This is a genomic window from Enterococcus sp. H57 (assembly GCF_003112495.1).
Classification (GTDB): Bacteria; Bacillota; Bacilli; order Lactobacillales; family Enterococcaceae; genus Enterococcus_B; species Enterococcus_B faecium.
The window spans coordinates 1-14365 of the sequence record NZ_BEHC01000102.1; the positions used below are offsets into that span (position 1 = coordinate 1).

Consider the following 14365-nt stretch of genomic DNA (forward strand, 5'->3'; position numbering starts at 1 on the left):
TCACTACACGCCCCAAACCATGTCCAAAATGACTAAAGTGCTGACTGAAGAAGTAAATGCATTTAAAGTTAGAACTCTAAATGATAAGTATGTCACTATTTTCATGGATGCTACTTATATTCCTTTAAAACGGCAAACCGTCTCCAAAGAAGCAATCTATATTGCCATTGGTATACGAGAAGACGGCACTAAAGAAGTACTAAGTTATGCGATTGCTCCGACTGAATCGACCTACGTTTGGAATGAGTTGTTACAGGACATTTACTCCAGAGGGGTTCATGATGTCTTACTGTTTATCACCGATGGCTTAAAAGGCATGAAAGATACGATTCACCAGATTTATCCTAAAGCTAAATACCAACATTGCTGTGTTCACGTTTCCCGTAATATTGCTCATAAAGTACGTGTCAAAGATCGAAAAGAAATCTGTGATGATTTTAAGGCTGTTTATCAAGCTAGCTCAAAGGAAGAGGCAAATACCTTTTTAGGGAGTATGATTGAGAAGTGGCAGAAAACTTATCCTAAAGTGACGCAGTCACTGATAAAAAATCAAGATTTATTGACTTTTTATGAGTTTCCGCCTGGTATCCGCCGAAGCATTTACTCAACTAATTTAATCGAATCTTTCAATAAACAAATCAAGAAATACAGCCGCAGAAAAGAGCAGTTTCAAAATGAAGAATCACTAGAGCGTTTCCTAGTATCCATCTTTGATACATACAATCAAAAATTCTTAAATAGAAGCCATAAAGGCTTCCAACAAGTGACGGATACATTAGCTTCAATGTTTACTGAGTAACCCATTATTTTGCAGAAGGACGAGTTATTTACACAAAATTATTGACGCTCCCTTTAGTTTTAATAGATAAAATAAATAACTATAAAATATTATAACTATTAAAAATAACTATTTACATTATAATTACACACAAAAAAGAGCGTGGGACAAAAGTAAAGAACACTTTTGTCTCACGCTCTAAACACGTATAAACGGCGGAAGCAGAAGCAACTCCTTCGGAAATAAGCTGAAATTCACAAAAATTTGAAAAGCAATTTTCGTGAATTTTTTCTTATTTCTTGGAGTTAAACGCTTCTGTTCCAGCCTCTTTTTATCTGTCTTTCACTAATGATCAGTTGTAGATAAGCAAGTTGCTTTTTCTTACATCATACCGCCCATCATTGATGGATCCATTGCAGGAGCTGCTGGCGCTGCTGGTTCTGGTTTATCTGCAACGACTGCTTCTGTCGTTAATAACAAGGCAGAAACGGAAGCGGCATTTTGCAAGGCAGAACGTGTTACTTTAGTTGGGTCTACGATACCTGCTTCAACCATGTTTACCCATTCTCCAGTAGCAGCATTGAAACCAGTGCCTAGTTCCACGTTCTTCAATTTATCAACAATCACTGATCCTTCATAACCAGCGTTTTCAGCGATTTGACGAATTGGTTCTTCTAAAGCACGAACAACGATCTTGATACCTGTTGCCACGTCTCCTTCTGCTTCTACAGCAGAAACTTTGCTGATAACGTTCACTAGAGCTGTACCACCACCTGAGACCATTCCTTCTTCTACTGCGGCACGTGTAGCATTCAATGCATCTTCAATGCGTAATTTTAATTCTTTCAATTCTGTTTCAGTAGCTGCACCAACTTTAACAACAGCTACACCACCTGCTAATTTAGCTAAGCGTTCTTGTAATTTTTCGCGGTCAAAATCAGAAGTTGTTTCAGCAATTTGGTTTTTGATCAATTGCACACGAGCTTCGATTGCTTCTTTTTCTCCAGAACCTTCTACGATCGTTGTATTGTCTTTATCTACAACAACTTTAGAAGCATTTCCTAAGTTTTCGATTGTTGCATCTTTCAATTCTAAACCTAGATCGTCAGTAATTACTGTACCACCTGTCAAAATAGCGATATCTTCAAGCATTGCTTTACGACGATCGCCGAAACCAGGAGCTTTTACAGCTACTACGTTGAATGTTCCACGGATTTTGTTCAATACAAGAGTTGGCAATGCTTCACCATCTACATCGTCAGCAATAATTAACAATGGACGTGATTGTTGCAAGATTTGTTCTAACAATGGCAGAATATCTTGGATGTTAGAGATTTTTTTGTCTGTGATCAAGATATATGGGTTTTCTAGAACAGCTTCCATTTTGTCGTTATCTGTTACCATATATTGTGATAAGTAACCACGATCAAACTGCATACCTTCTACAACATCTAGTTCTGTTTCGATCCCTTTTGATTCTTCGATTGTGATGACGCCGTCGTTTCCAACTTTTTCCATTGCATCAGCAATCAAATGTCCAACTTTATCAGAACCCGAAGAAACAGCTGCTACTTGTGCAATGGCTTCTTTTGAATCAACAACAGTTGAGATATTATGCAATTCTTCGACTGCTGCTTTTGTTGCCAATTCGATCCCGCGACGAATGCCTAGAGGATTAGCACCTGCAGTTACGTTTTTTAAACCTTCGCGAACGATTGCTTGTGTCAGAACAGTTGCTGTCGTTGTACCGTCTCCTGCAATATCATTTGTTTTTGATGCTACTTCTGATACAAGTTTTGCACCCATGTTTTCAAAATGATCTTCTAATTCGATTTCTTTTGCGATCGTCACACCATCATTTGTGATCAATGGAGAGCCGTAAGATTTTTCTAGTACGACATTTCGGCCTTTAGGTCCTAATGTTACTTTCACTGTATCTGCTAATTTATCTACCCCGCGTAACATAGCTGCGCGTGCGTCTTCTGCAAATTTCAATTCTTTTGCCATGATTGATTCACCTCATTGATTATTTTTGATTATTTTTTTATCTCCAAAATTTACTCAACAATCGCCATGATATCTTTTCCTGCGACGATCAGATATTCTTTTCCTTCGTATTTTACTTCTGTACCGGCGTATTTTTCGAACATAACTTGGTCGCCTGCTTTTACAGCGGCAGGAACTTTTTCACCGTTTTCTAACAAACGGCCTTCACCGACTGCAACAACTGTCCCAGTTTGGGGTTTCTCTTTAGCAGCAGAAGCTAAAACGATTCCTCCGACAGTTTTTTCTTCTTCTTTTGCGACTTCGATAATGACGCGATCACCTAATGGTTTTAACACGATAAATCCCTCCGATAACTCTTTTTTTAATCTGTTAGCACTCTTAACCTTCGAGTGCTAACCTACATTTTTAATAATACTCATTCTCCCTCTTTTTTGCAAGCTTTTAAATCAAAGAAAAGAAATTTTATTCTGACAGCTGCTTATTGAAATTATGATATAATTGAAATCAATCGATATAAGCTTGCCTTGCATGCTTGTTATCCCTTAAAAGGAGGAATTACATGTCTTTAAAAAAATATAGCTTCCTCAGCATTTTTTGCTATGGTTTAATTTTTATCTCACCCTTGATCCTAGCTTCGATAGGACTTGTAAAATCTACGTCTGAATTGATCACAGCAACTGCAGTCATGTATATACTAGGCGCCGTTGTCCTAGCTATTTTTTATTTTAAGCAACGTGAACCCTTAGCGATCGAATCAGCGGTAAAAAAAGCTTCTGCTCCAAAGATTGTTATTTATGGATTAGTTGGAATCTTTGTCGCATTGATTCTGCAAAGCATCGCTGTCATGTTAGAATCTGTATTGTTTGGCGAAGCAACCCCTTCCGAGAATACACAAAATATCATCCAGATGATCATGGAAGCACCCGCTTTTATTTTGGCGACAACTGTTGCTGGACCCATCATGGAAGAGTTCGTATTCCGCCGCAGTATACTGGGGATCATCAGTCGATATTCAAATTTTTGGGTCGGAGCAGTGATCAGCTCTTTGCTGTTTGCGTTTGCTCATAATGATGGTCATCTGCTAATCTACTTTTTCCTAGGTTTCTTCTTCAGCCTAGAGTACAAAGCAACTGGTCGGATCTGGACATCGATGATCACACACGTAGGAATGAACACATTAGTTGTTCTTGTTCAATTAGCTGTCCAAAAAGGGCTAGTATAAACATGACTATAAATACTCCTGTCATCCTAGATTGGTGATTTTCCCAATCTAAAGCGACAGGAGTATTTTTGTTTTTTAGTCGTTCATCTTTTCTGCTGCTCCATCATTTTTTGTCTGTCTTTCCTTTTTGCAGTTTGCAGAATCTATTTTTTTCAAAAATGGGAAATAAATGAAAAAACTAATTGACAACACGATACCTTGTAAAATCGCTGCAGGCACTCCGCCTACTAAGAAACCCGAGAGGATCGGCGGTGTTGTCCAAGGGACTTGGACTGCTGTAAATAAAGGAACGAATCCAAAATATAAAGCGGAATAGGTAATCAATCCTGAAACGACCGGTGCGAAAATAAAAGGAACAGCCATCATCGGGTTCATCACGATCGGTGTGGAAAAAATAATCGATTCATTGATGTTGAAAAAGGCTGGTAAAAGAGCAATATTTCCTAATTCTCTGTATTTCTTCGATTTCGCAAAAACCGTCATAAAAAATACAGCCCCTAACGTCAAACCAGCACCCGTAACCGTCATGAACTGATCGAGAAATTGCTGAGTAACGATATGTCCGCCATTTGCCACCGTCAACTCTTGTCCTGAGGCTAAGATTTCTGCATTTGCTAATGAATTCGCTTGCAAGATGGGACTAACCAACCCATTGACCATCGCAGATCCATGAAGACCAAATAACCATAAAAACGGAACAAAAAAACCTAATAAAAGCACACCAAACAACGTGTCTATGAACGATTGAATGGGAAGCTGGACATATGTCCATACTCCTTGAACAACAGTCATTCTGAACAACTGTTGAAAAACCGCTGAACCGATAAGCGTAAAAGTGACTATAACAATGATTGGAATCAATGAAGTAAAAGACTGCCAAACATTTTCAGGTATCTTCTCTCTTTGCTTCCACCCTTTCGCAAGTCTTACTAAACGTGCATAGCCCCATCCGATGATGAGCCCAGTTGTAACTGCTCCTAGTATCCCTTCAGCACCTGTCCAGACAGTATCTATCTCAGTATTTAGTGGCTGAATAAGCAGTAGATAAGCAGATAAGGCTGTTATGCCGACTGGTAAGCGATCGATATCTTCTTCTTTTGCATAAGCGTATGCAATGGCAAAAACGATCCAAAAGGCTATCACATCAAATGTAGCCTGGTATACTTGTGTAAAATACATAGAAAATCCTGCTTTGTCTATCCACTGAGCGATGTAATCCACAGGAAAATGAGCAAATAAGAAAAACAGCGAGCCAACAATAATTATTGGGATCGTGTAAGTCATTCCATTACGCAAAGCAGTTAAGGGTCTAAGATTCACAACAGATGTTATCATTGGTAAAAAGGCACGATCTAACCACTCTTTCATTTCTTATCTCCTTCAACTTCTATTTTTATCAATCAGTTTTCTTAATTTAACTATACCCAATGATCACGAACCATGAAAGGAATGCGCACTGAGCTTTTCAAAAATCGGATTCTTTGACGAATATTCAGCAACTGCTTACAATGGACAGGAATAAAAAAGGAGGTTTTTTATGAAAATTGCACTCATTGGAGCTACTGGTCATGCAGGTTCATTTATTTTAGACGAAGCATTGTCCAGAGATTTAGACGTGACGGCAATCGTGCGTCATCCAGAAAAATTGCCATCAGATGTTCCGTTTATACAAAAGGATTTATTTGAGTTGACAACTACTGATCTTGCATCTTTTGATGTTGTCGTTGATGCTTTCAACGCTCCCAAAGGAAAAGAAGAAATGCATCAAACTTCTTTGTCCCATTTGATTGAGATGCTTGAAGGAACCGATACACGCTTAATTGTCGTTGGGGGTGCCTCTTCGTTATTCTTAGATACAGAAAAGACGACTCGTATGATTGACCAAGTACCTAAAAATGCACCCTTCTATCCAACAGCTTTCAATATGTACGAAGGATTGTTAAAATTGAAACAATCTAAAAATCTACATTGGACTTATATCAGTCCAGCTTCTTTATTTGATCCACATGGCAAACGTACAGGTACTTATTTGTTAAGTGATGATTATTTACAAAGAAACGCTGCTGGCGACAGTACGATCAGCATGGCAGATTACGCGATTGCATTAGTAGATGAGATACTGGATGAGAAACATGAAAAGCAGCACATCAGTGTAGTCAGTCGATAATACGGTTATTTTTTTAATATGCTAAAAAAATAAAAATAGAAGATAAAACCAACCCTGATTGATTTTATCTTCTGCTTTTTATATTTTTATTGATTGAACTGTTTAAATCGAAAATAGCTCAGTTGCTTCATCTGGATCTGTATCATAGATTTCAAAATCATGTCCAACGCCAAAATCTTTTTCTTTCAAAACATTTTCCATTGTTAAATGAGCAAGTTCTTTCATATTGTTTTCCTTGCTAAGATGGCCAAGATAGATTCGTTTGGTCCGATTACCGATCACATCAGTCATGACAAGTGCACCGTCTTCGTTGGAAAGATGCCCTCTATCTCCTAAAATACGCTGTTTTAAATTCCACGGATAAGGTCCCATGCGTAACATCTCAAGATCATGATTACTTTCCATCAAATAACCATCGGCATTTTCAATGACACCTCGCATATAATCACTGCAATATCCGGTGTCCGTCAACATGACGAATGACCGATTTTCTTTATGGAAACGATAAAATTGCGGAGCCGCTGCGTCATGGGAGACGCCGAAACTCTCAATATCGATATCGCCGAATGTTCTGACTTTCCCCATCTCAAATAGATGTTTTTGTTCCACTGGTACATTACCAATCAGTGGTTCCATCGCTTCCCAAGTCTGCTGATTGGCAAAAACATCCAAATGATACTTACGAGCCAAGACACCCACGCCATGTATATGATCTCGATGTTCATGCGTCACAAGTATTCCATCTAATTGGTCCGGTGTCCGATCAATTTGAGCCATCAAGGAAGTGATTTTTTTACCGCTAAGTCCTGCATCGACCAAAAGCCGTTTTTTTTCACTTTCGATATAAAGTGAATTACCCGAACTTCCACTTGCTAGGATACTGATTTTAAAAGCTGGTTTTTCTTCAGCCATTTGACTCCTACTTCCCTTCTTACTTTGTAAACTTTTTTCATTATACTCGCTTTTTTATTGATCTTCCACTTTTGGTACAGTATTGTTTGTCACGATCGTATTGCTGAAAGCGTTGACGCTCTCGATTTGGACCACTTTATCGCTTGTTTCGATCGCTACATGCCAAACAGGAACATACACATTTTTTTCCCGGACTTTCAGAATACAGGAATAAGCTAGTTGACGCCATAAAATTTTTGATCCTCTTGGTATTTTGTTATTGATGTACAATGTATTGATTGCTTCCTCTTCCGTATACAGTTCCGTCTTTTCGCGCAGCTGCTCGATATCAGATAAATGCGTCTGCATGTATTTCGTGATGCTATAATCATTATCGTTTTTTTCTAAAGAAAGAACGATTTTTGCTGTATCATCATTGAATGGGATGCCTTCATACTCTTGGCTTGCTTGGATTTCTAGTGGTTCTTCTTCTAAATGAGAAAAGTTTTTCGTGTACACATAATCATTACCGAATAAAATATTGTCTTTGTTAGATAAAAAATCTTCCAAGGAACTACTAATTTTATCTGGATCGATCACGTTCTTTTCAGCATCTGAACTGGATAAAGATTTCGTCAAAACATCACCGTCTAAAAACACACCACTTGCCAGCAAGCCGCTTTTACCAGCCTTGCGATAATTCGCTAATGAAGTGCTAAGATTGGTCTGCTCCGCGCTAAGATAATAGCCTTGCTTGTTCTCAGACGAAATCTTCCCCGTGTAAGTGATATCGTCGCTAGCCAGACGTTGTTGGATTGATTCAGTCTGATTAGAGCGAATGACATTGTTTTCTTGGTATACCGCGTCATGATAACTGCTGAATAAAAACACATTCAACCCTAAAAAAGCGACGAAAAATATCCATTCGATTTTTTTGAAATCCAATTAATTCGCCTCCAATCCAGGTAATTTTTCCAGAAGGTCGTTAGCTGAATACCAGTTATCTTTATATTTCACATACCATTCAGGTAAGAGATCAACGACACGATTCGTTTCTTTGACATTTTGCCATGTATATCCAACGATCACTGAACCAATCTTGTTACTATCTGCTCCCTTAGCTTTTAACTGCTGGATGATTTCATTCGTACTTGCAAGTTCTACTTCTTCGTCTGAAGGTATCGGCACTTGAATCGTATTCAAACTGGTTTGGATATTCACTTGCACAGAACCATTCGTTTCACCGCCAACTTCCACACCAATCTGTCCTCTGCTGTCTGTCCCAAAAACCGGGAAGCCTTCCACGAATATCCGATAATCGATCGTATTGTCACTGCGGTCAAAATATCTGAGGTTCCCTAAAGAACTGCCTAATTTGCTAATATAGGGGAAACTTTCAGAAAATACACTAGTATTTTCTTTTTTCTCTGGCAGCTCTCCACGAAAATCAACTACTTGCGTTTCCGAATGGATAGACATTGTTTCATTCCCACCGTAAAAAATCAATTCATTGCTTTCATCATTATTCTTCACGCTATCTGGTTTCTGGAAAAAAGCATTTCTAAAAAGTGTATAGGGTTGCTGTGACAGGATATAACTATACTTTTTCAGTTTGATCGAATGTTTCGTAGCATATTGCGTGTCGATCGTCGATGGTTCTGTTGTCATTTCTGTCCATTTTGTGTCTTTTGCTGTTAATTCTTTATTGATATCTGTCCAATTCAACGAAATATTCGCTTCATATACGAGATGGTTCGAATAATTCAAAAATCGGATTTTTTTATTTCCTTGATCGAATTGTATTCTAGTAAAATACATATTTTCGCTTTCTTTTGCCAAGTTCGACACATCTAAATCTAAATCAAATGCTTCCTTGTATTCTCTTAGCAAAAAAGGCGCATTATAGGCCAACTCAAAACCAGAATTCAGATTTTTCACCTGTTCAAACTGTGATTTGTCTCCTGAAACTACTTCAGAAAGCTTTCCAAATCTTGCTTTATCGATGATCAATTGCAATCGGTACACGAGATTTTCACTGTTGGTTTCTTGGATCGTTCCCGAATGGTGCCATGTAACATGAAGCGGAAGAAAGACTTCGGAAGTTTTTCGATTGCTTTGAGACTCGATCATTTGAGTGTTTGTCTCATCTACGTTGATTGAACTTTTTCCTGCTGGGCTCAGCCAGATTGCATAAGAGAAGTATATGCTTAACGCAACCATCAAAATGAGTCCTATACGAACGACTTTTTCAGAGATTCTCATTCCCACCATTCCTCCTCATAAGGTTCATATGGCAGCGAGATATAAAAAGTCGACCCTTTTCCTTCCTTGCTCTCTGCCCAAATAGCGCCTCGATGCGCCTTAATCACTTCTCTAGAAATAGCTAATCCAAGTCCTGTCCCACCTTGTGCTCTTGCACGTGCTTTATCTACTCGATAGAACCGCTCGAACACTCGGTTCAGATCTTTTTTAGGAATCCCCAATCCTTGATCGGTGATACTTAAAATCACGTTATTATGCGTTTCTAATAAGCGACAAGTAATCGTTCCCCCATCTGGTGAATACTTGATCGCGTTATTCATGATATTATCGACTACTTGGATGATTTTATCTGTATCTACTTCGACCCAAAGATCTCTTTGCGTGAATTCACGACGGATCTTATAATTTTTTTCCTGATTTCCTACCATCATATCAAACCGGTCAAGAACAAAATTCACTAACTCGTTGAAATTGACATATTCTAATTGAAGCTGGGTATTACCTGTATCCATGCGAGACAGATTTAAGAGGTCATTGATCATTCGAATCATTCGGTCTGTTTCATCTAGCGTTACCTTCAAAAAATTTGGTGCTACTTCCTCGTCTTTCCACGCACCTTCGCTCAATGCTTCGATATAACTACGCATACTTGTCAACGGTGTACGAAGTTCATGGGAAACATTAGAGACGAATTCACGACGTTCCCGTTCTGTTTTTTCTTGTTCTGTCACATCATGCAAGACAGCTACTAATCCGCTGATAAAACCTGATTCGCGACGGATCATAGAAAAGTCTACTCGCAAGATCATCTGATCACTTTCCAATGTACTGGTTGAACGGTCAAGTACCATTTCGTTTGGATCTTCTAATAATTTCCGCAACGTATATTCTTCTTCGATATCTAAAAGTGTCAAAATCGATTGTCCGATTGCTTCCTCGTTTTTGATATCTAGCAAGGAAACAGCCATATCATTGATCGTAATGACTTTACCCCTGCGATCTGTCGCAATGACGCCGTCTGTCATATGGGATAGCACGCTATCCAAACGATTGCGTTCAGCTTCCATTGTATCTTGAGCTTCTTCAATACGTTCAGCTAACTGATTGAAGGTATCAGCCAGCTGTCCAAGTTCATCTTGTCCATGCACTTTGACTTTCCGACTGTAGTCTCCTCTAGCGATTCGAATGGCTTGTTCTCTCATTTCACCGATCGGCTGTGTAATCGAACGAGCAACTAAAACAGATACGATCATTGAAATAAATGCCGCAATTAGTGAGGCAGTAAAGAAAATGACTGCTGTGTTATTGATTTCCGAATATTTTTGTTCGATATTACTTTTGACGTAAAGAGCCCCGATAACGGCATCGCCGGTCGGGGACAGGATCGGTTGAACATTGATATTCACCCGTTTATCGTCGTTATCTAAAGCAACATAACGTTTAGTCGTGAAATCATTGATATCAACATAATCATTTTTCTTTCCCACAGCGCTTTGTTCATTGACATCGGTTGTTCCTCGGATGATCCCTTTTTCGTCAACGACCCGTATTTCGATGATATCGCTAGTCGCACTGTTTTCAATAAATCTTTTGATATTCGCATTTACCTCTTCATCATCTGCATTATCTTTTCGATTCAATTCCGGGCTGATTGTTGTTGCTAATGATTCCACCGTTTGATTCATATCTTTAATAAATGTATTGATCGTGGAACGTTCTAAACCACGTATAAAGTAGGCACCAATAATTTCGATCGAGATCAATAAAATCAGAATAAAGGTAATAGCGATCTTAAAATTGACTGATCGAAAAAAGCGGACTTTTCTTTTCATCCAATTACTCCTGTTCTGGGTTACGCAAATAGTAACCGACACCACGACGTGTCACTAAATAATTTGGATGGCTTGGATTATCTTCGATCTTTTCACGCAAACGACGTACAGTTACATCCACTGTTCGTACATCTCCAAAATAATCATAACCCCAAACCGTTTGTAATAAATGTTCTCTTGTCATCACTTGTCCAAGGTGCTTCGCCAAGTAAAAGAGTAGTTCGAATTCACGATGTGTTAACTCGATTGTTTCTCCTCGTTTCGTCACCATGTAAGCTTCTGGATGGATCGTCAAATCACCAATCGTCAATTCCGCAGGTGCTGCCTCTTCTGGTTCCTTCGCAGCCGTGGCACCGCGACGAAGATTTGCTTTGACACGTGCAACTAATTCTCGGTTGGAAAATGGCTTGGTCACGTAATCATCGGCGCCTAACTCTAAGCCTAGGACTTTATCAATTTCAGAATCTTTGGCTGTTACCATAATGATCGGCATATCATAAGTTTTGCGTACCTCACGAGCAACTTCTAAGCCGTCCATTTTAGGTAGCATCAAATCAAGTAAAATCAAATCAGGTTCTACCTCAGCAACTTTTTCCAAGGCTTCTTCCCCATCATATGCAGTATAAACATCATAGCCTTCTTTGGCTAAATTGAATTTGACGATATCCGAAATCGGCTTCTCATCATCGACAACTAAAACTTTTTTCATAAAGAGCCACCTCTTATATATTATTGTCATACCTTCTCATTATACCGTATTTCTGCTTTTGTTTCATCTTTGCCTATAAAACAAAAGAGAAAATTAAAATGAAAGTGCAAAATACTTTATTATTTTTTGTTCTAACTTCAATAAAAAAGGAAAACACTGATTTTCACCTCAGTGTTTCCTTTTTTTTGATTTATCCTTCTAAAACTTGTATACCGACACCCAATAATCCCGGACCAGTGTGGACTACTAATGCCGGAGAAATCTGGCCAAAGTAGATTTGGTTTGCTTGTGGGAACTCTCTTTTAAGTCTCGCTTCCATTTCAATTGCTTCTTCTTTCGCATCCCCATGGGCAACAGCTAAGTTGAAGACCTTTGCATTACCGATTTTTTCTTTGACGTAAGCAACCGTTTTATCCAAACTTTTTTTACGTCCCCTAGCTTTTCCTACTGTGTAATAAATCCCTTCTTCATTACATGAGATGATTGGGTTAAGTTTTAAAGCGGTTCCTACAATAGAAGCAACTAAACCGATCCGTCCACCTTTTTGAAGATATTCCAATGTCGCAACATTAAAGAAAACTTTTGTTCTTTCGACTAACTCATTCAGATTACTGATCAGTTGATCCCATTCTACTCCTTCTTCCAGCCATTTTGCTGCTTGGATCGCAGAAAAACCTGCACCAATACCAATATTTTTCGTATCTAGTACATATGCTTCCAATTCTTCTTGCTGTTGTGCAATTAAACGAACCACATTATATGTCCCGCTCAATCCACTGGAAATTGTTACCGCAAGTACCTTTTCATAACCGTCTTTTTTGATTTGCTCAAAGATTTCTGTGATTGACTCACCATCCGGCAAAGATGTACCAGGGATTTCCTCTGGCAAACGTTGATAGATCTCTTCAGGGGTAATGTCAATTTTATCTGTATATACCTGATCTTTATAAATAATTTTCAATGGGATCATATACATCTCGTATTTTTTTATCAATTCTTCTGGCACATCCGTACCTGAATCTACTAAAATTGCGATTTTATTGTTTTTCATTTGTTTTCTCCTCTTTTAAATATTCGGTTTCTAGAACAATCGTTTTTTCCGCAAGAAGTTTCATTGCAAACGATAAAGTTGCCGCTCTTACAGCAATATATTCTACAGGGGTTGCCTGGTCGAATTTTTGCGGATGAGATTTACCTTGTGCTAATTGGCTGACCATCCACACAGCTGCTTCTTGTTCATCGCAAAATAGATTATAGGCTTCACGAATTCCTACTGTTTTTCCTTGGAACAATATCCCTTCTTTGATTTCAGGAATAGTCAATACTTGTTTCAACGTAGTGATTGCAAGTAAAAATGCTACGTGTTCTTTGTTATATCTTTTTTTAACTGGTGCTGGTATCAAACCTAGTTTAACGTAATTGTTTACCATAGAAGAGGTAAGCAATGGATGCTTTTCTCCTTGTATCACAGGTGAAAGATAACGATCAACTAACGTTCTGACTTGGTCCATATAAAGTTCTAAGTCAGGGAGTTCTTCCCAGTGAGGCAGACGGAATGTTTCTAGTTCCTTCCCCCACTCCATTAATTGCTGACGCATTTTTTCCATCATAACCGCTCCTTTTTTCATTTCATAAACATGATATCAGACTTATGATAAACATTCAATCTAGTTGCTTTAACTAGGTGATTTGATTAGCGGGATTCCATGAAAACAAAAAACAAGAAGGCTAAGCCTTCTTGTCTTTTATCGTTAAGAACAGGAGACCCGCCGGGGAGACGGCGGGAAAGGAGTAAAAAATGAAAAAAGTGTTAGGGTTTGTTCTCTTGCAAGAACTTTGTTTGTTGGTATGCTTATATAATAGCGAGCAAATGTGAATAATCTATGAATGATTTCCTATAAGGAAGTAAAGATTTTTCTGATTTTCTTTAAATGTAGTCTTGCATTTTAAAATTCTTAGTGCTACTATTATTAAGTACTTTTTGTACGGGCCGTTAGCTCAGTTGGTAGAGCAGCTGACTCTTAATCAGCGGGTCGCGGGTTCGAGCCCCTCACGGCCCATTGGGTGCCAAACCCACGGAACAGGTAAATGTTGGTGCGAAAGCATTTCGAAAACATTTACGCTGTTCTTTTTTTATTTTTCAAAATAACTAGGGCTTTTTATTTTTAACTCAAAGTCCACTGTAGCCCTTTGGACTTTGAGTTAAAAAAGAAGCATAATTATGAACAGTAAAGTTTCTAATATAACAATAATTCGAGAAGCTTTGCAAAATCATGCTGCCAATGAACTCTCTAAACATATAGGATTAAATCTAAGTACTATAAAAGGTTAAAAAGTGGAGAATATTTAATAGAAAAACTAAATTTACTTGCTGCTTTCCCCTTTTCCATTAATACAACAATCGGGAGCGTCAATAATTTTGTGTAAATAAATTGTCCTCCTGCAAAATAATTAGTTACTCAGTAAACATTGAAACTAATGTATCGGTTACCTGTTG

13 protein-coding genes and 1 tRNA gene are annotated in these 14365 nt (G+C 38.4%); 4 read left to right on the plus strand and 10 right to left on the minus strand.

The genetic code is table 11. The features are described from left to right. On the plus strand, nucleotides 1-799 hold a 799-nt coding region (locus tag DIZ30_RS13315; protein WP_109023295.1), incomplete at its 5' end, for an IS256-like element ISEfm2 family transposase. A 360-nt stretch (nucleotides 800-1159) separates the two neighbouring features. On the opposite strand, the gene groL is transcribed toward DIZ30_RS13315, so the two are convergent. Both groL and groES read right to left on the minus strand, forming a co-directional pair. Beyond that, complete coding sequence (gene groL, locus DIZ30_RS13320) at nucleotides 1160-2785, minus strand: chaperonin GroEL (protein ID WP_002290607.1); 1626 nt, start codon at nucleotides 2783-2785, stop codon at nucleotides 1160-1162. A 50-nt stretch (nucleotides 2786-2835) separates the two neighbouring features. Further along, entirely contained in the window at nucleotides 2836-3120 is a 285-nt protein-coding gene (gene groES / locus DIZ30_RS13325) for a co-chaperone GroES (RefSeq protein WP_002288862.1), read from the minus strand. A 224-nt stretch (nucleotides 3121-3344) separates the two neighbouring features. On the opposite strand from groES, the gene DIZ30_RS13330 reads away from it, so the two are divergent. Further along, nucleotides 3345-4007 (plus strand): CPBP family intramembrane glutamic endopeptidase, encoded by a 663-nt coding sequence (locus DIZ30_RS13330; protein WP_002299792.1) that lies wholly within the window; start codon nucleotides 3345-3347, stop codon nucleotides 4005-4007. Nucleotides 4008-4082: 75 nt separating this feature from the next. On the opposite strand, the gene DIZ30_RS13335 is transcribed toward DIZ30_RS13330, so the two are convergent. After that, nucleotides 4083-5375 (minus strand): PTS sugar transporter subunit IIC, encoded by a 1293-nt coding sequence (locus tag DIZ30_RS13335; protein ID WP_002324211.1) that lies wholly within the window; start codon nucleotides 5373-5375, stop codon nucleotides 4083-4085. 169 nt (nucleotides 5376-5544) lie between these two features. Between DIZ30_RS13335 and DIZ30_RS13340 the strand changes: the two genes are divergently transcribed. Next, complete coding sequence (locus DIZ30_RS13340; RefSeq protein ID WP_002288856.1) at nucleotides 5545-6174, plus strand: NAD(P)-dependent oxidoreductase; 630 nt, start codon at nucleotides 5545-5547, stop codon at nucleotides 6172-6174. Between the two features lie 102 nt (nucleotides 6175-6276). On the opposite strand, the gene DIZ30_RS13345 is transcribed toward DIZ30_RS13340, so the two are convergent. From DIZ30_RS13345 to DIZ30_RS13375, 7 genes are all read right to left on the minus strand, one after another. Beyond that, the gene (locus tag DIZ30_RS13345; RefSeq protein ID WP_002288854.1) at nucleotides 6277-7086 is read right to left on the minus strand and encodes an MBL fold metallo-hydrolase; all 810 of its coding nucleotides are present in this window, start codon (nucleotides 7084-7086) and stop codon (nucleotides 6277-6279) included. Between the two features lie 54 nt (nucleotides 7087-7140). Further along, nucleotides 7141-8010: a two-component system regulatory protein YycI gene (locus tag DIZ30_RS13350; RefSeq protein WP_002288853.1), complete on the minus strand. Its 870-nt coding sequence runs from the start codon at nucleotides 8008-8010 to the stop codon at nucleotides 7141-7143. Continuing rightward, entirely contained in the window at nucleotides 8011-9327 is a 1317-nt protein-coding gene (locus tag DIZ30_RS13355; RefSeq protein WP_109023294.1) for a YycH family regulatory protein, read from the minus strand. Then, complete coding sequence (walK, locus tag DIZ30_RS13360) at nucleotides 9324-11159, minus strand: cell wall metabolism sensor histidine kinase WalK (protein ID WP_002294131.1); 1836 nt, start codon at nucleotides 11157-11159, stop codon at nucleotides 9324-9326. The genes DIZ30_RS13355 and walK overlap by 4 nt, the downstream gene beginning before the upstream one ends. Before the next feature lie 4 nt (nucleotides 11160-11163). Beyond that, on the minus strand, nucleotides 11164-11868 hold the full coding sequence (gene yycF / locus DIZ30_RS13365) for a response regulator YycF (protein WP_002288850.1): 705 nt from the start codon (nucleotides 11866-11868) through the stop codon (nucleotides 11164-11166). Nucleotides 11869-12058: 190 nt separating this feature from the next. Next, entirely contained in the window at nucleotides 12059-12919 is an 861-nt protein-coding gene (locus DIZ30_RS13370) for a DegV family protein (protein ID WP_002299785.1), read from the minus strand. Beyond that, on the minus strand, nucleotides 12906-13475 hold the full coding sequence (locus DIZ30_RS13375; RefSeq protein ID WP_002322652.1) for a DUF1836 domain-containing protein: 570 nt from the start codon (nucleotides 13473-13475) through the stop codon (nucleotides 12906-12908). The genes DIZ30_RS13370 and DIZ30_RS13375 overlap by 14 nt, the downstream gene beginning before the upstream one ends. Before the next feature lie 380 nt (nucleotides 13476-13855). On the opposite strand from DIZ30_RS13375, the gene DIZ30_RS13380 reads away from it, so the two are divergent. Continuing rightward, nucleotides 13856-13928: transfer RNA gene (locus tag DIZ30_RS13380), tRNA-Lys, on the plus strand. Nucleotides 13929-14365: the final 437 nt, after the last annotated feature.